Genomic DNA, 18,741 nt, shown 5'->3' on the forward strand with positions numbered 1-18,741 from the left:
GCTCCTTCAATAAGGCCGGGGAAGGCACATCGACGAGCGAGGAGTACATGCCCCGGTACAGATGCTTGTCGTGCTCCGTAAAGTCGGTCACGATGCGTCCGTTCCGCTCGCTCCAGACTTGGTTCCGGAAGCCGAGCTTCAACTCGCGGCTGCCCTCCCCGGCGATGAAGTTCAGCATGCGGATGACGGCCCCGGCCCGGCGGCTATGGGCGGGAACGACTTGATACTGGCGGATCAGCGATGTCTCGTAGGTGCCCTTGCGCCCTGCCGGTCCGACAGGGTAATCAAGGGGAATCCACTCGGCCTGCGGGTCGTTTTTCCGGTTCAGCTCAATCGGTCCGCGCGTATCGTACCAGGTCGCCGAGAACAGCCCGACTTGACCGGATGCGACTTTTTGATCGAGGTTCCGGTTTTTGTTGATCGGAAATTCGGGATCGAGGAGCCGCTCGGCGTACAGGCGATGGAGAAAAGTAAGCGCTTCCTTTGTTTCGGGCAAAATGTCCGCATAGACCAGCTTGCCGTCCCGTTCCAGCCATTGGCCGAGCTGGACGCCGAACGCGCCGAAGAAAGGGGAGGACCGTCCCATCTTTTCGATCAGGATCAGTCCGAGCGTATCTTGCTTGCCGTTGCCGTCGGGGTCGCTGCGGGCAAACGCCCGAATGATCTCGTAGTATTGCTCCAACGTTTGCGGCGGCTTCAGGCCGAGCTTGTCCAGCCAATCCTTCCGCGCGTACATCAGCTCGATGCCGCGTACATCGTTGACGCTGGGAACCGCATAGATTTTGCCGTTGAACGTGACTTTATCCCAGGCCTCCTTCGGAATGCTCGCCTTCAGCGCGGGGCCGTAGCGGTCGATGTAGTCGTTCAGTGGCTGGAGGAGGCCGCTCTTGGCATAATTGGCGACCCAGACGTCGCTGAACACGCTCAGCATATCCGGTGGATTGCCGGAAGCCATAAGCGCGTTCAGCTTCACTTCATATCCTTCGGAAGGCGGCACAAGGACGCGGATATCCAGATTCGTCCCCTCTTTGATGTAGTCGAGATACGGGTTGCGGTTCTCGTTCAGGCCCTTCGGGAACGTGAAGCCCAAACTGTTCAGAACGACGGAGACCGGCTCCGGCGGAGAGGCTTCCGGATTGCCGATCCGGTAACATGAAGTCAGTCCGACGATGCTAAGGATCGATGCGAGCAGCACGGAGAAACGAATCCGTTTCGCATTCACGGCCATCTACTCCTTTGGAAAAGGTGGTTTGGCTTTTTTGCTTACTTGCTTATCCCTAGCTCCGAAGGACGCTTTTGACCGCCTCTTGCCAGATGTCCTCATAGTTGAACTTGAAGCCGATCATCATAAAGTTGCCGATGTTGTCGATCACCATCGTGAGCATATGCGCCTTGGCCGTAATCCGCTCGTCCGGAACGACACCAAGCTTCGCGCCGTGCGTCAGCAGCTCCTCGAACCCGCTGGCGAATCCTTCGGTCACCGCGTGAAACCGCTGCTCGTACTTCGGTTCGTTGCGGGAGCCCCGAATCAGGTATTCGTTCAGGATGCGGGGGAAATATTCGTCCTGCCGCTGCTCCTCGATCATCCGCCAGCCGTCGGCCAGCAGCTTCGCTTCGAAGTTGTCTTTCGTATAGTCCTGGATGGAAAAGGATTTCGAAAAATCGATTTCCTTCGCGATTTCATCGAAGAGAACGTCAATCAGCACATCTTTGGAAATAAAGTGGTAATAGATCGCGGGCTTGGAAATTCCCACTTCTTTGGCGATCATGGACAAGCTTGTTTTGTCAAACCCGTGCTCCGCGAACAGCCGGTAGGCGGTTTCCAAAATTTTGGCGTAGGTTTCGTTGATAACCATCACTCCGTCAATCGTTTTGTTGTAAATTACCCAAAAAATTCCTACTCCCCAATACTTCTGCATCCTCATGCTAAATCCCTCCTTTTCAGATGGGCGACATTCGGCCTGCCGTAAAACAAACAAGCCCTCTTCGAGAACTGGAGGAACCGGATGGGAGAGGGCTGTGGCGCAGGAATATTCCGCCGGCGGACAATTATCCTAAACCAAACCTTCCCTTGACCGCCACGGTTTCCAAGGATAACCTATTCAAGTACGTTTTTTTATTTTTTTTCCGTGACCAAGGAGTGCGCAATGAGATTTCAGGATTTTCATCCAAACGTTAAACTTCGTATTATTATGAGCTTTTTGACCGGGGCGCTCGGCAGCATGGTCGTGCCGTTCATGTCCGTTTATTTTGCCAAAACGCTCGGGGCGACGACCGCAGGCCTCGTAGCGATCTTCAATATCGTGGTTGGGCTTGTCTGCGCCACGCTTAGCGGCTATTATGCGGACCGGGTCGGACGCAAGCGCATGATGCTGATCTCCGAAGCGGCGATCGCCGGAGCTTATCTGGTCATGGCCTTCGTCAACTCGCCCTGGTGCCAATCCCCGGTTGCGACGCTCGTCATGACGGTTGTCGTCAGCGCGAGCTGGGGCCTGCACAAGCCCGCCATCGAGGCGATGCTGATCGATGTGACGGAGCCGCATGCCCGCCAGGCGATGTACCGGATTACGTATTGGACCAATAATCTGTCCATGGCCGCTGCCGGAATGATCGGAGCCGTTCTGTTCGCCGATTACTTGTTCGAGCTGTTTCTCGCCGTCGGGCTCATGACGCTCGTTTCCTTCGCCGTCACCTGGGTCTTCATCACCGAAGCCTGGAAGCGGCCCGAAAGCGGCCCAGCCGGGGCGGCGGAGCCGAAGAAAGGCAAGCTGTGGGCCAACTACCGGCAAGTGCTGCGCGACAAAGTGTTTATGGTCTATGTCGGCGCCTTTGTGCTCCTCTACTCCGTGGAGATTAATTTGGTCGACTATATCGCGATTCGTCTGGAGAAAGAAATGCGGTCGACGCCGTGGCTGCCATGGACGGACTGGCAGATTGACGGTATGGAAATGCTGGGAGTGCTGCGGACCGAGAATACGCTGCTTGTCGTTCTGCTGTCGCTTGTGATCGCAGCGCTGATCAAGCAGCGCTCGGATTCGCGGATCATGTACGCGGGGCTTGTGCTCAACATCGCCGGATACAGCTTTCTCGCGTACAGCAACCAGCCGGTGCTGCTCGTGCTGATGATGTTCGTCGCGACGGTCGGCGAGCTGATTTACGTTCCGCTCAGCCAGGCGCTTCTGGTGAACATCGTGCCGGATCACGCGCGCAGCTCTTACATGGCGATTAACGGTATGGCGCACCGTGGAGGCATGATCCTGGGCGGACTCAACATCATACTCGGCGGCGTGCTGCCGGGCTGGGGGATGGCGCTCATTATTTTTATGACCGGGATGGCCGGGCTGCTGATGCTCCGTTCCGTGATGCCGGTGCTGAATCAAGGACGCTCCTTATCGAAGGACCATAGCTCCGGCAACGGCCGCGGTGCCGTACACCTCTCGAACTGATTATGATTCAAGCGCCGGCTGCATATCGTATGGAGAGAAGCCGCTCGGATCCCCGGCCGCGCAGGGCATGTTTACAATTGGAAAAAAAGGATGCCAAGTGCCAATTTATAGTCTAGAATATAGGGTGAGAAAAAGCCGCTCACCTACGATTGTTTGATGAACCCCCGGGAGTACTGCATGAGGCGCGGCGAAGCATGATCAAGAATTCGTCCCGGAGGGGATTATGAAGAAAACATGGTTTTACCGTTTGCTGTTCTCCTATTTTCCGATCTTTTTCAGCTTGACTTCCGTTTTAATTTTGCTCGCCTTTCTGTTCGTTAGCGACCTCTCCCGAAAAGAAACGATGAGTGCCAACCAGATGTACGTCCGGCATGTGATCCAGATGATCGACCATTCGCTGCGCGAAACGGACGGCATGCTGATCCATGAAATCGAGACGAACGACAAGCTCCGCACGTTTTTTCGAGGGAACGCCGGTTCGCAACATTATTTCTCCACTTATGAAGCTTCCAAAAAAATAAACGAGCTCGTCACGTTTAACAGCTTTATCGACTCCGTCTATTTATACCGTTTCTCGGACGGCATGGTGATCAGTCCCGCCGTGTTCGTTCCGCTCGAAAAGTTCGGAGACCGGGCCTTCCTGACCGGGCATCTGGATTCGCGCGTACCTTATACGTTATCCGAGCGAAGAACCTACTCGGACGCCCACGATTCGGAGAACCGGCCGCCGGCTTCGGTTATTTCCATCGTAAGAAAATATCCGCTGCTGACCGGGGAGCAAGGGATCGTCGTCATCAACATCGCCGTGCGGGAAATTCAAAAAATGATTGCCGGCATGTCGAGCTCCCAGGTCAGCTTTGTGGAAATTAAAGACCGGAACGGCAATCTCATTATCGATCCGCTTCCCGAAAATAAGGGCAAGGAAGGGACCGTGCTGTCGCGTTTCGTATCCGATTATACAGGATGGTCGTACGAAGGCGGGGTATACGATAACCACTTGTTCCGCTATGCTTCGGTATTCTCGTATCTTTGGATCGTTTCGGGTTTCGTCGTTGTGGCGGCGGGCACCGTCTGGATGGCTTACGTGACAAGGCGGAATTACAAGCCGATCGAATCGATCATCTCGCGGATCAATGTGTACTCGATGCACAAGAGCAGCAAGCTGACGAAGAAAGCGAAGGACGAGTTCAACTTTATCGAGCAGGCGCTGGATAATTTGATCGAACAATCGAATGCGTACCAGAAACTGCACGAAGAGGACGTGATTTACCGGCGGCGGCATTTTTTCCTGCAGTTGCTGGAAGGCCGGCGGCCTGCGAACCCGCGGGATTGGGCGACGGAGCTGGAGCTGTTCTGGACGCGGTCCCCTGTGGCAAGCATCGGCCTGGCCGTATTTGAAATTGACAAATATTCCGCGATGAAGGAACGATATTCCGTACGGGACCAATACTTGTTGAAGTTCGTCCTGAATAGCGTGGTCAAAGAAATCGCCGAGCCGCTGCCGGTCACGGTATGGCCGGAGTGGACGGCGGATCAACGGCTGACGGTGCTGTTTCAAATGGCGGACGCGCAGAACGGAGACGAACAGCTTATCGCATCGCTGGCCGAAAGCGCAAGGGCGTGGGTAGAAAAAAATCTGGACTTTACCGTCACCGTCGGCGTCGGGCCGTGCATGGCGCAGGTGGACGATATTCCACAGTCATATGCCGGAGCTTTGGCGGCGCTGGCCTATAAATCCAGCCTGGGCTTGAATCTTGTCATTCCGCACAACGAAAGGGGATTGAAGCTGCAAGGAGAGCCGTACCGGCATTTGCAGCTGATCCGCTCTCTGGCGCAAGCGTTTCGGACCGGAGGAGAGGACTGGCGGCCGATCTACAGCCAGATTTTTTCGGAGGTCAAGGAGACGCTCTTCTCCCGGGAAGAGCATGTCAATCTGATGAATTACTTCATCTATCATTTGTATCGCGAGATGATGGAGTTTCCGCCGAATGTCCGGGAGATCTGGAAGACGGAGACGCTGCCGCGGCTCAACCAAGTGCTGCATACGTTCGACTTGTTCGACGAGGTGGAGAGCCAATTTCTCGATATCTTAACGGACACCGAAAAGAAAATCCGGCTTCTTCAGGAGAGCCGCAGCAAATATACCGTCATTCGGGAAGTGAGAAGCTACATCGAGCGGGAGTATGCCAACCCGGAGTTGTCCCTCAATCTGCTCTGCGAGGAATTCGGCTTGAACGGCAAATATGTAAGCCGTCTGTTCAAGGAGGCATTCGGGGTAAAGCTGGTTGATTACTTGGTCGGCGTCAAGGTCGAAAAAAGCAAAGAACTGCTGGAAAATACGCAGCTGTCTTTGCAGCAAATTTCCAGCGCAGTCGGATACCTGCACGTCATCTCGTTTATCCGCGCGTTCAAAAAAGTAGAGGGCACCACCCCCGGCGAGTACAGGAAAAAACACGGGAAAAGCCTTTCGTGACGGAAGGCTTTTTCCATTTTGCATATGGTGCGAAATAAGCTTATCGCTCCTTTTTCCTTTAGGCTAACGGGGTGAATCTTGTAGATTGATTTTCCAGTTCGGATAGCGCTACATTGAGCATACATTCCTTGCGGCTTCACCCGGAGGGATGCAAGTACATGGCGGAGAGGAAGTCGATCGATGAACAAAAAGGGGCGGAATCGAGGGGTTGTGTTAAGCGTGGCCACCGTATTGGCGGCGGGAACGCTGGCAGCCGGATGCAGCAACCAAGACACGTCCGGGGCGAAGAAAGGGGCTGGGGCCCAGCAGACGGAACCCAAGAGAGGCAGCATTACGGTTTCCATTTACGACCGGAATAACATTCCGCCGGAGGAAGGGAATTGGGACAAAAACCGCTGGACCGAATGGGTCAACCAGCACGGGCCGGTCGATGTCAAATACGTTCCGGTTCCGCGCTGGGAATCTTTGCAGAAATTCAATGCTTTGTTCGCAAGCGCTGCCGCTCCGGACTTGATTCTGGAGTATGATACGAATTACCGCAACCAATGGTACGCCCAAAAGCTGCTGATGCCCTTGGACGAACTGATCGACAAGCACAGCACGATTTACAAGGAGCTGATGAGCAAGGTTCCGCTGCTCAAGAAGCTGGGTACCAAGGACGACGGGAAGCTGTATGAAATCGGCAGAGTCACTCCCCTGACGACGAACCACGCGATTTATATTCGCGAGGATTGGCTGCAAAAGCTGAAGCTGGAAGCGCCCAAAACAACCGAGGAGCTGCTGCAGGTCGCCAAAGCTTTCGCCAATCGCGATCCGGACGGCAACGGAAAAAAGGATACGTTTGGCGTCAACTTAAGTGGAAACGGTTTCACGATCGTAAATCACATGTTCGGCCACGGTCTGAACGATTGGGACATCCAAGGCGATCGCATTGTGCATGAATGGGATCGTTTGAAGGCGTCCGTTGCCTTCCAGAAAACGTTGTTCGATGCAGGCTCAGTCGACAAAGACTTCCTGACGGATAAAAACGGGGAAAAGGCGAAGCAGGATTTTCTAAGCGGCAAATTGGGCATGTATTTGCATCAAGGCCTCAGCAGCAGCGATTACGACACGTTCAAGAAAAACAATCCGGACGGGAAGATTGCCATTCTGCCGCTTCCGAAGAGCGAGTTCGGCCAATTTAGCCCGGTCCTGGGGGCGCCGGTGCAGATGGTCGCGGCCGTGAACGCCAAAGCGGCGGACCCGAAGGCCGTCATCCAGTATATCGATTTCATGGTCAAGCCGGAGAACGCCATCGTCATCAAGAACGGCCTCGAAGGGTTGCATTGGCGCAAAGGTAGCAACGGCTGCCCGCAAAAAATCGACCCGGAAAAAAACAAGAAGGAAGTGTATACCGCCGATCTGAACATGCTGACCTCGGAGGTGCTGTTCGGAAAATGCGCCTTCGGAGATTCCATCGAGAACCCGTCGGCAACCGATAAGGCGCTGAGCGAGTTGAACAGCCAGGCGAAGAAGGCCTACATCAGCAAGGAGCGTCCGGTCCCGTCCTTAAATGCGACGGCTCTGCCGCTGCTTCCGGACGCGTTGTCGATTGTCGTGAAAAATGTGGAGAAGCAGATCGGAACGGGTGTTGTCCGCGGCGACATTTGGATGAAGGCGATCGTGAACGGTCCCGGCTTTACGGCGGATCAGGCGCTCGGCGAAGCGAAGGCCGTGTGGGAGCAGGCCGGAGGGGCGAAGGTGGACGACTTTTATGCGAAATGGTACGCGGACAACAAGAACGCGCTGTTCCTTCTCGACGATTTGTACGCCTTCGACGAGCAGATTCAGCAGTTTAACCGGGGAAGAACAGATCCGTGAAAGCGTGGAAAGGGGATGATCCTATTCAAAAGCAGACGCTGTCGTATCCGATGAAACCGTCCGAGGCCCATACTAACGTCCGCAGGCTCCAAAGAAAAAGGCTGAAGCAAAATGTGCCGTTAATTTTGATGTTTATTCCGGTCATCGCCTTTTTTGTAGCTTTCCGGTATATTCCGATTCTCGGCAATGTGATCGCTTTCAAGCAGTATAACCTGATGCAGGGCATCTGGGGGAGCCCGTGGGTCGGTCTGGACAATTTTAAGATCATATTCAGCAACCCCCAGACGCTTCAGATTGTGAAAAACACCTTTCTGCTGAGCTTCTTCGGCATTGTGATCGGGTTTCCGTTCCCGATTCTGGTCGCGGTCATGCTGAACGAAGTGCGCAGGATGTGGTGGAAGAAGACGGTGCAGACGCTTTTGTATTTGCCGCACTTCTTCTCCTGGGTCATTATCGGGGGGATTGTCGTTACGCTGTTCGGGTCTCAGGCCGGCGTCGTGAATGCGCTGCTGGAGCAATGGACGGGCGCGAAGTACCCTTTTCTGTATCAGGCCGGCTCCTGGCTGACGATCTTTTTCGGCTCGAACGTTTGGAAGGATGCGGGCTTCGGCGCCATTATTTATTTGGCCGCGATGAGCTCGATCGATCCGCATCTGTACGAAGCGGCGAGCATGGACGGGGCCTCGAAGCTAAGACAAATTTGGCACGTCACCCTGCCCGGCATTGTTCCGACGGCGACCATCATGCTGATTCTTGCGATGGGGCGGGTCATGGATGTCGGCTTCGATCCGATCTACAACCTGCAGAACGCCGTCGTGTCGGACGTATCGAACGTCATCAGCACGTACATTTACACGATCGGGATCCAAAACGGGCTTTACAGCTTGACGACATCCATGGGTCTGTTCGAATCCGTGATCGGGCTCATTCTGGTCGTCGGCGCAAACCGGATCGCGAGAAAATTCAACCAATCGTTATGGTGAGCGAACAAGGAGGGCGACGATGAAGCTATCGTTCGGAGAAAAAATATTTCACTGCGTGAACAATCTGCTGCTCGTTGCGGCCGGCCTCAGCTGTCTGCTGCCGCTGCTTAACATCGTCTCGATGTCCTTCAGCGACTATTCCGCCATTGCCTCGGGCTTCGTCGGGATCTGGCCGGTCGGGTTCAGCCTCGACTCCTATAAAGCGCTGATCGATGGGACGCCGATTGTCAACTGCTTCCAAAATAGCGTGGTCATCACGGGAGTCGGCGTCGTCTTGAGCATGGTCTTCACGATCTTGGCCGCTTTCCCGCTGTCGAGAGCTTATTTTTATGCGAGAAAAGCGTTCACTCTGGCCATCGTGTTCACGATGCTGTTCGGGATTCCGACCATTCCGGCCTTTCTGGTGAATCGCTCCTTGGGCATTATCGATACGTACTGGGCGCTCTGGCTTCCCGGCTTGATCAGCGCTTACAATCTGATGGTGCTAAAAACGTTTTTCGAGAACGTGCCGGCCGAAATCGAAGAGGCCGCCCGGATCGACGGCTGCGGCGATTGGCGGCTGCTGATGCAGATCGTCCTGCCTCTGTCGATGCCGGTTCTGGCGACGCTGACGCTGTTTTACGGCGTCGGCTACTGGAACGCGTTCCAGGGCTTGTTAATCAACATTAACGATCCCGCCAAGTACAATTTGGCGGTCATGGTGCAGAACATGATCGCGAATCAGTCGCTGCTGCAAAGCTTGAACAACCTGCAGCAGCATGAGCTGGAGCAGTTGATTACGCCCGAATCGATCCGGTCGGCGGGTGTGGTTGTAATGCTTGTCCCGCTGCTGCTGGTGTACCCCTTTATGCAGAAGTATTTTGTCAAAGGGGTCATGATCGGCGCGGTCAAAGGATAAGGTTGTAGGGAAGGGGATGGCAGTTTGGGCAACAACGGCAGGGCTGCTGAGGTAACCCCGAAGGGAGAAAGTGCATATTTTGCAGAGGGGGTTCATCGATGAAAGCAATTAGATGGAACAACGCCTGTGTGACAAGCACTGCCGCCGTTCTTGCGGCGGGTATGCTTGTGGCGGGCTGCAACGGCAGCAGCGTGCCGGACGACAAGGCGGGTCAGCAGGAAGGAAAGAAAGGCAGCCTGACGGTGTCGATCTACGACCGGAATAACATTCCGCCGGAAGAAGGGAACTGGGACAAGAACCGCTGGAGCGAATGGATCAACAAGAACGGTCCGGTTCAGGTCAAATATGTTCCGGTTCCGCGCTGGGAATCTTTCCAGAAGTTCAACGCCTTGTTCGCCAGCGCCGCGGCTCCGGATTTGATCCTGGAATATGATACGGGCTACAGAAACCAGTGGTATGCCCAGAAGCTGCTTATGCCTTTGGACGAGGTCATCGAGAAATACAGCACCACGTATAAAGAGCTGATGAAACAGTTTCCCCAGTTAAAAAAATTGGCGGCCAAAGACGACGGGAAAATGTACGAAATCGGCCGAATTTCCCCGCTTACCGCGGGGCACCGCATTTACATTCGACAGGACTGGCTGCAGAAGCTGAACCTCCAGGCTCCCAAGACGACGGAAGAGTTTTTTAACGTAGCGAAGCTGTTCGCAGCCCAGGACCCGGACGGAAACGGCAAAAACGATACGTTCGGTCTCAATCTGAGCGGCAATGCCCCCGCGATCATTCAGCATATGTTCGGGTTCGGAGAAGTCCAGTGGCGCTTCGAGAATGACAAATTCGTTCACGAGTGGGACCGTTTGGCCGCGGCGGTCGCGTTTCAGAAGACATTGTTTGACGCCGGTGTGGTCGACAAAGATTTCCTGACGGATAAAAACGGGGAGAAGGCGAAGCAGGATTTCCTCTCCGGCAAGCTCGGCATGTATCTGTTTCAGGATTTCCCGGGCGAGAAGGACTACGATACGTTCAAGAGAAACAATCCGAACGGCAAGCTTGCGATCCTGCCGTTGCCGAAATCCGAATTCGGCCAGTTCAGTCCGGCGGTCGGCAGCCCGATTCAGATGGTCGGCGTGCTGAACGTCGCCGCCAAAGACCCGAAGTCGGTCATGCAGTACATCGACTTTATGATTAAACCGGAAAACGCGTTAACCATTCAATACGGCTTGGAAGGCACGCATTGGAGCAAGGACGAGAACGGCTGCCCGCAGCCGATCGACGCCGAGAAGAACAAGAAGGAAGTATCATATACGGCCGATCTTGGTATGATGGCCTCCCGGCTGCTGTACGGCAAATGCGGGTTCGATTCCTACCGGCCGCAGAAGACGGAAACGCAGAAGGAATTGCGCGAGCTGGCGCTTGAGGCCAATGCCGCCTACGTTTCGAGAGAGCGGCCGATCCCTACCCTGAAGCCGGAATACTTGCCCGTGCTGCCGCAGGAGCTTGCCATCATCGTCAAAAATTCCGACCAGCAGCTCAAGGATATTTGGATTAGGGCGGTTGTCGGCGGAAGCGGCTATACGGCGGAGCAGGCTTACAAAGACGCGAAGGAGTTATGGGAAAAGGCCGGTGGCACCCGGGTGGACGATTTCTACGCCAAGTGGTACGCGGAGAACAAGCCGAAAGCATTTATGCTGGAGGATTTATATAAATTCGGCGAAGACGCCGTGAAATTGTATTCCAACAAATAAGATTCCCCTGCGCAGCATGTCTGTCCGGCTGTTCCCACAGGGCGGGAGGCGGCCGGCTTCCCGCCCTGCATGTTCCTCTTTTTGAAGGGGGGTGCCCAAAACATTTGTGATGAAACCGCCTGTTTTGTAAACGCTGTCAATGTCGCAAATTTTGTATGGGGAGGAATCCGCTTTGACAGGGAAAAAAACGAAAGGGTTGGCAAGCTTTTGGCTGGTGGTATTTCTGTTGTTCGGCCATGTCCCTTTCCCCTTGGGAACTGCTGCGGTCGTGGAGGCACAGGCGCTCTCACCCCCCTCAAATTTGACCTCCGTTTGGCGGACTGATACCTCGGTTCATTTGGCGTGGACCGCTTCCTCCTCCGGCAGTGCGGTCATCGGTTACGACGTCTATAACGGCAATGCGTTGATTGGAAGCACGAGCGGCTCATCCGACTATTGGGCAACCGGGCTGACTCCGGGCGGAAGCTATACGTTTACGGTGCGGGCCAGAGACGCATTGGGGAACGTATCGCCGCCAAGCAGTCCGTTAGCCGTTCTGCCGGGCGCGCTTGACCGGGGGCTCTGGACCGTCACCGCGTCTTCCAGTGCCGGCGGCGCACCGCCAACCTTGGCGGTCGACGGCAGCCTGTCCACCCGATGGAGCAGCGGAGCGGCACAAGCTTCGGGGATGTGGTTCCAGATCGACACGGGTCCAGGGGATAAAACGTATCATAGGCTGGTGCTGGATGCCGGAGTTTCCACTGGAGATTACCCCCGGGGGTATAAAATCAGCGTGTCCGACGACGGGGCGAACTGGAGCGCTCCAATCGCGTCGGGTACGGGGAGTTCTTCCGTCGTGACGATCGATTTTCCGCAGCAAACCGCCCAATATATCCGGGTTACGTTGACGAAAAGCTCCGGGCTGTGGTGGTCGATCTATGATTTGAATCTGTACGGCGCCATGCAGCCCGATCCCCAAGCTCCGACTGTTCCCGGCGGCATCCGAGATTCCGACGTTACGGACCATGAGATCCGGTTGTCCTGGGATGCCTCTACGGATAATGTGGCTGTCTTCGCATACGACGTTTATCTTGGCCCGGACTTCGTCGGTTCCACAAAGTCGACAGAGTATAAGGTATCCGGGCTGTCTCCGAGAACCATCTATTCGTTTACGATACGGGCGAGAGATCCGGCGGGCAACGTTTCCGCACCGTCCGCACCCTATGCGGTGACCACGCAGGATAAGCTCGATCGCACGCTCTGGAAGGTGACGGCTTCTTCGAGCGGCAGCACTTCCTCGCCGGGCATGGCGATCGACGGCATCCCGTCCTCCCGATGGACCAGCGGGGCGGCGCAAGCGCCGGGGACGTGGTTCCAGATCGATACGGGACCGGGGGATAAAACGTACAACAAGCTGGTGCTCGATGCCGGGGGCTCATCCGGAGATTACCCTCGCGGATACGAGGTTACCGTTTCCGACGACGGTGTGAATTGGAGTGCACCGGTTGCGTCGGGTACGGGCAATTCTTCGGTCGTGACGATCAGTTTTCCGCAGCAAACCGCCAAATATATCCGAATTTCGTTAACGAAAACCTCAGGCTTATGGTGGTCTATCCATGAGCTGCATCTTTACGGCGTCCTGGCTCCCGACGACGATCCCCCCACCACTCCCTCACATTTAACCGCCACCAAAATACTCGATACGGAAGTCGATCTTACCTGGGAAGCCTCAACCGATAACGTTGCCGTGGTAGGATACAATGTTTACGCCGGTTCCACATTGATCGGCTATACGACGGCTACCAGCTACAAGGCAGAGGATCTCGCTGCCAAAACGGCCTATACGTTTACCGTACGCGCCAAAGATTTGTCAGGCAATTTGTCCCCGCCGAGCGTCCCCCTGACGATAACCACGCAGGATGTCATCGCGCTGCCTCTGGCAGCCAGGTACGAGATGGAGCCGGACCCATCGAATCCGACGCTGCTGCGGGACGATAGCGGTTTTGGACAGAACGGCACCATCACCTCTCCGGCCTCCTTCGAAGACGGACGGGAGGGCGGCGGAAAGGCGCTACGGTTTACCGGACCGAATCAGGCTATGGTTTCTTCTCCCACTTCTCCCACTGGCATGCTGAACAATCTTTCTTCCAAATTTACGATTACCGCCTGGATCAAGCCGGACGATTTGAACGGGCATCTGCCTATCGTCACGAAGCGTGACGCCAACTGGAAGGGATCGACGTTTTATTTGAGACTGACCGGGAATCGTCTAGGGTTTGCGGCGGATTACGGAGAGAAATGGTATGACTGGTCCTTTCCTTCGGATTCGATCGTGGCCGGGCAATGGTGCCATGTCGCCGTAACCTTCGAAAAACATGTCGGCATTAAATTTTACGTGAACGGCAAGCTCATTGGCGTCGTCGACGGCTCTGCGGTGTTCACGGATGCGCTGCCGAACTTCGTGAACATGATGCTGGGCACGGAGTGGCACTGGGACCCTGCGACAAGATCGATGCGTCAATACGGGTTCCGGGGTTCGATCGATTCCTTGCACATTTATGCGGCCCCCCTGACCTCCGGACAGATCAAAGCGGATATGGCTAACATAATGAAGATTCGTCCGGCGGAGCCGAGCGATTTCACGTTCCCGCTGAAATGGGCGACCTTCCGATTGGTCCGGTACGACATGCCGAACGGCTTGTTTACGAACGGCAGCGCCAAAATCCACCAAACCGCCGTGCGCAAGGAAGGCCCCGATGCGGTGGATTGGCCCAGAATCACGCTGCACATCCCCCAAGCGGATCAAACGAAAAGCACGATAGAACCCTTCGCCGACGCAGCCGAATTCAAAACGGATATTTTGCTGCAGCGCGAGCCGGAAAGCATGCCGCTTCTGCAGCAACCCTACGACAACGTGCTGCAGCCCGGCAACCATTGGGTACGCGGGGTGCAATGGCGCTGGGGCCAGACGTATATGTACACCTCCGACAGGACGGCCAGGACGTGGGCCTGGGATTACGAGCTCTGGACGTTTCCGGTGAAGATCGCGGGAGCCGAGCCGGGAGCCGTTAAAAACGTCGTGCTGAAAGCGGATGGGGCGGAGATTTATAACAGCGGGGCGAATGTGTACGACTCTCTGACCCTGCTGCTGCCTCAAAATGAAGAAGGCAAGCCTTACGAGCTGTGGGTTGACGGGCGGGGGCCGGTCCGATTCGATGCGGGACTTCAGCCGATCGAAGCCGGCAATCCGAAGGATGTCCCGATTGCGTTCGCTCTGAACGTTCCCGGGAGCGGGCCTGCCGTTACCGTGAAGTCGTTGGACCGTCCGGAAACGTTCCCGAATCAGGCGGTATGGGATGCGGATACGGCGGCGCTCTCGGAGGCGAAGCCCGTCACGCCCGGCTATGTTCCGGATCGTTCGTCGATCGCCCGCCATCTGGGAGTCGACGTTCCCCGATCGCCGGAGACGATCAACTTCATTTATATGTCGCACGGCATGAGCTCGGGCGGATTTTACCATTCCGAGCATAAAAAGGTCGCCTCGATGTATCAGACGCTGGGTTCCATCGAGGAATATGCCGATTATGTCAGCGATACCGGATATGACCGCGTATTCGAATTCAGCAACTTTACCGACGCGGACAGTCCGGTCAGCCAGGAAAAGATGGCGGCGGCGCTTGAAAAACGGGGCGTTCAGTTCGGCTTTGTTCCGCTCACGGACATCAACGGCATCGATATGCGCAATGCGAATTTGGCGTTTTATGCCTACAATTTGCCCGATTACCGCGCCCCGTTATACCGGAACGTCCAGCTCAGCCTGCAGCGGTTTCAGGTTTATCCGAACATGACGGGCATTAGCATCGGCGCGGATAACGCAGACTATGTGCCGTATTGGGACTGGGCGCCTCCGATTCCGAACCGTCCGTGGGGAATGGCATACACCGCATTCCAGAGGGCGCGGGGCTTACCGCTTACGACGCCGATCGCGCCCAGCGTGCAGGGATGGTATCAGCCGAAGGCGCACGAGTATTTCGCGAATGCCTCCAAGCCGTTTCTCGACTACATCGACCGGTACGACGAAACCTTTAAGCAGTACGGGTATTTTGTCAAAGCGGTTTCCGAAGTCAATGACGGCTATCTCACCACGACCGGGTCGTTCGGAAGCTCGCCCGGCGTCGGCGGACACGGAGGATGGCCCTGGGGGACGGTTCCCGCGAAGCCGATGCATGAGCGGATGCCGGTACAGACCGGTTATGACTGGAACGAATTGAGCACCTCCAAGCCGATGCATGTGGTCGCTTTGCTGGACCGTCTGCGCAGCTATTATCCGAACAAAACGACATGGGCGACACCCGACGATTTCAGCTTGTTTTTCGGCAAGATGGACCGGGAAAAAGCTTATGCGCTGGCCTTGACCCGGGGCATTCAGGCGATCGGCACGAATGTGCTGCCGAACAATAAGGGCGATCTCGCCAAGCCTCAAATGATCGCGGAACAGAAAGAGCTCTATTCCTGGATTCGTAAATACGGCGGCGCCTATGCGATGACCGAGCCGACGCCGACGATCGGCATTATGTATGTCAACAAGCAAGCCCTGCTGCGGGGCATCGTCGGCAAAGAGCCGACGGACGAAGATCTGCTCAACGGCTCCCACGAAGGAAAAGTGTCGGAAGCGATGTTCTTCACCCATGCCGCCGGATGGGCGTCGAAAGTGATCACGCCGGAAGAGCTGAAGAGAGGGCTGTCGTCATCGATCAAGGCCATACTGCTCGTAGGACTGAACAACTTCGACGACAGCTGGCACTGGTACGACGGAATGACCGGCGAGCTTCAAGGCTTCGTAGACCGGGGAGGTCTCATTCTGAAGGATGACGAATCCGTATCCCCCGTACCGTCCGTGGCGACCGGCATGCAGGTCCGGGCTTATCTGAAGCAAAGCGATACGGATCAGACCAATCTGCTGCTGGAGCGGAATGCGGACAACATCGCCAAGCTGAAAAGCGCCATGACGCCGGTCGCGCAGCCGGTTGCCGTCACCGACAGCAGTACGATCTGGGCAATACCGGCCCGTTCCGGAGATACGCAATATGTGACGGTCGTCAATCAAAAGCACGATCAGCCTGACGAATCGCAGCATCTTATCGGACAAACGGGCTCGATCACATGGAATACGGAGCGCCCGATCTATGATGTGCGAAAAGGCAGGAAACTGACCGTTCAGGAAGCGACTTATGTCGATCTGCAAAATGAAGGCTTCCAATGGTACGCCCTTCCGCCTGCCGAAGTGAAGGTTCCTTCCGTCACCGTAACCAAAGGCACTTCCGGATTCTACGAGGCTTTCTGCTCCGTCCGCAATCCGGACCCGATGACCGGCATCCCGGTCGAATTGACCGTAAGGCATGCGACAAGCGGGGATACGGCAACGGTATATTCGGCCACAGGCCTGACCGCGAAGCTGCCCTTGAAGGACTCGGACCAACCCGGAACGTATACGGTGACCGTCAAAGAATTGCTCGGCGGGCTGTCTTCCGGCACGCAGATTGTCATTCAAGGGGCTCAAGAGCCGACGCCCCGTTCCCCGGTAAAATTGTATAGGGAGGAAGGCATTCGCGAATTCGCGGAAAGATCGGATGTTCCTCTGACGGTCGCCTTGACGGCAGCGCAGAACAACGACCCTGCCATGGTGGAACAGGCGAACCGTCTTGTGCAGTATTACCGCAGCGAGGGACGCCAAGTCCGGCTGGGCCTTGCCGAGCCGAATGGGGCCGTGACCGGGCTGCAGGAATACAAATCGTCGTATGTCAAATATCCGCAATGGAAAACGGTCGAATCCGATCTTGTCCTTATCGGCAACACATCGAATAACGTGCTGCTCCTGGATCAGGCCAGAGGGTATCTGCTGTTCGAGCAAGGCGGCAATTTATCGGCCGGCGAGGCGGCGGTCAGCTATGCCAATTCCCCGTTTGTCGGCGAGTATCATGCGGTGAATATTATCGCGAACGATCTAAGCGGGATAAAAGCCGCCGTCAACACCTTGATCGGCTTGCCTTCGGCCACTTTGAAAGCACCGAAATTCGTGACGACGAACCGCATCTCCGATACCGGCGTGGAGTTGGCCTGGTCGGAAAGCGATGACGACGCGCTGGGCTACGCGATCGAACGGCGGGATAACGGAGAGGCCCAGTGGCGGCGAATCGGCTATGTTTCGAGCGGGGTAACAAGCTTCAACGATTCGCGATTGACCCCGGACAAAATGTACACGTATCGCCTGAAAGCCTTTGACTTGACCGGCGTTTCGGACTATAGCGAGCCGATCCGCGTGATCACGACGGGCCAAGGAGACGCCGGTCCGGAGCTTACACGCATTGAGACGGACGGTGTGACCGGGGAAGGGACGTTTAACAATAAAACCGTAGCCGTCACCTTCGTGGTTAGCGACCAGGTGAAGACAACCAAATACAAGCTGAACAACAACGCTTGGAAAACCGTTACGGGAGCCGTGTATATCGCCGACGAGGGAGTTCACACGCTGCAATATTATTCCGAGGACAAATCCGGAAACGTGGAACGCACGAAGCGGACGGTGATCGGCATCGACAAAAAAGCGCCTGTAACCGTCGCTAACGTACCCAGAGGGTGGAAGAACATGCCGCAGCTGGTCCAATTGCGGGCATCCGATAACTTAAGCGGAGTCGCGAAAACCGTGTACAGCGTGAACAACGGCGTTCCCGGCAGCGGACCCGGAGGCAATGTCAGTGTCACCAATAACGTCTACGGCCATGTGTATGGCGCCTATACGGTTACCACGAATGTGTACGGGAACGTATACGGCAATTACAGCATTGCCAACAACGTGTATGGGAACGTGTACGGCGATTACACCGTAACCACCAACGTGTATGGCGACAGCAAGATGGAAGAGGCGGAGGGAAGCGTCGTTCCCGTGGCGCAGGAGGGCATCAACACGATCCGCTACTACAGCATAGACGCTGCCGGCAATAAGGAGAGTGTCAAGACGGCGGTCGTTACGCTGGACTACACGCCGCCGAAGATCGAGCTCGTCACCCCGCTTTCGTTCAACCGGTCCGAGCGGGTGAGGGTGACGCTTCACATCAGCGACGCGCTGAGCGGAGTATCGCAGTCCACGGTAACCTTTAACGGGCGCGTGAGGGGCACCTCCTTTGTCCTTAATCCTTATACGCTTCCGGCCGGAGATTACGCGTTGGTCGTGAAATCGTTCGACCGCGCGGGAAATTACAGCGAGAAGACGTTCGTCATCCGCATTTTGGACCGATGAGCCGCTTCTCCTGCAGCACGGAGACGTAATTCGTTGAAAATGCAAGTACCGGGGAAGCCG

9 protein-coding genes are annotated in these 18,741 nt (G+C 55.7%); 7 read left to right on the forward strand and 2 right to left on the reverse strand.

Annotated elements, in window-relative coordinates:
• Together QJ48_RS30075 and QJ48_RS30080 are read right to left on the reverse strand one after the other, a co-directional pair.
• On the reverse strand, positions 1 to 1,228 hold a 1,228-nt coding region (locus QJ48_RS30075; protein WP_054977041.1), incomplete at its 3' end, for an extracellular solute-binding protein.
• A 49-nt stretch (positions 1,229 to 1,277) separates the two neighbouring features.
• A complete protein-coding gene (locus QJ48_RS30080) occupies positions 1,278 to 1,925 on the reverse strand; it encodes a TetR/AcrR family transcriptional regulator (protein WP_337589642.1) in 648 nt (215 codons plus the stop codon).
• A gap of 222 nt (positions 1,926 to 2,147) precedes the next feature.
• Between QJ48_RS30080 and QJ48_RS30085 the strand changes: the two genes are divergently transcribed.
• The 7 genes from QJ48_RS30085 (at position 2,148) to QJ48_RS30115 (ending at position 18,681) form a co-directional block, all read left to right on the forward strand.
• On the forward strand, positions 2,148 to 3,446 hold the full coding sequence (locus QJ48_RS30085; RefSeq protein WP_054977042.1) for an MFS transporter: 1,299 nt from the start codon (positions 2,148 to 2,150) through the stop codon (positions 3,444 to 3,446).
• Positions 3,447 to 3,669: 223 nt separating this feature from the next.
• The gene (locus QJ48_RS30090) at positions 3,670 to 5,919 is read left to right on the forward strand and encodes a helix-turn-helix domain-containing protein (RefSeq protein ID WP_054977043.1); all 2,250 of its coding nucleotides are present in this window, start codon (positions 3,670 to 3,672) and stop codon (positions 5,917 to 5,919) included.
• A gap of 180 nt (positions 5,920 to 6,099) precedes the next feature.
• Complete coding sequence (locus tag QJ48_RS30095; protein WP_054977044.1) at positions 6,100 to 7,779, forward strand: extracellular solute-binding protein; 1,680 nt, start codon at positions 6,100 to 6,102, stop codon at positions 7,777 to 7,779.
• The gene (locus QJ48_RS30100) at positions 7,776 to 8,762 is read left to right on the forward strand and encodes a sugar ABC transporter permease (protein WP_082420735.1); all 987 of its coding nucleotides are present in this window, start codon (positions 7,776 to 7,778) and stop codon (positions 8,760 to 8,762) included. Before QJ48_RS30095 ends, QJ48_RS30100 begins: the two co-directional genes overlap by 4 nt.
• A 19-nt stretch (positions 8,763 to 8,781) precedes the next feature.
• Positions 8,782 to 9,660, forward strand: coding sequence for a carbohydrate ABC transporter permease (locus tag QJ48_RS30105; protein WP_054977045.1), 879 nt, complete (start codon positions 8,782 to 8,784; stop codon positions 9,658 to 9,660).
• Between the two features lie 98 nt (positions 9,661 to 9,758).
• Positions 9,759 to 11,405, forward strand: coding sequence for an extracellular solute-binding protein (locus QJ48_RS30110; RefSeq protein ID WP_054977046.1), 1,647 nt, complete (start codon positions 9,759 to 9,761; stop codon positions 11,403 to 11,405).
• A 172-nt stretch (positions 11,406 to 11,577) separates the two neighbouring features.
• Positions 11,578 to 18,681: a discoidin domain-containing protein gene (locus QJ48_RS30115; RefSeq protein WP_054977047.1), complete on the forward strand. Its 7,104-nt coding sequence runs from the start codon at positions 11,578 to 11,580 to the stop codon at positions 18,679 to 18,681.
• Positions 18,682 to 18,741: the final 60 nt, after the last annotated feature.

Origin of the sequence: Paenibacillus sp. A3 (assembly GCF_001399685.1) — a bacterium.
In the GTDB taxonomy this organism is placed as follows: domain Bacteria; phylum Bacillota; class Bacilli; order Paenibacillales; family NBRC-103111; genus Paenibacillus_G.

Coding starts and splice junctions, on each gene's coding strand:
- QJ48_RS30110 (WP_054977046.1), top strand. CDS start 9,759: ATGAAAGCAATTAGATGGAACAACGCCTGTGTGACAAGCACTGCCGCC.
- QJ48_RS30090 (WP_054977043.1), top strand. CDS start 3,670: ATGAAGAAAACATGGTTTTACCGTTTGCTGTTCTCCTATTTTCCGATC.
- QJ48_RS30085 (WP_054977042.1), top strand. CDS start 2,148: ATGAGATTTCAGGATTTTCATCCAAACGTTAAACTTCGTATTATTATG.
- QJ48_RS30095 (WP_054977044.1), top strand. CDS start 6,100: ATGAACAAAAAGGGGCGGAATCGAGGGGTTGTGTTAAGCGTGGCCACC.
- QJ48_RS30105 (WP_054977045.1), top strand. CDS start 8,782: ATGAAGCTATCGTTCGGAGAAAAAATATTTCACTGCGTGAACAATCTG.
- QJ48_RS30080 (WP_337589642.1), bottom strand. CDS start 1,925: ATGAGGATGCAGAAGTATTGGGGAGTAGGAATTTTTTGGGTAATTTAC.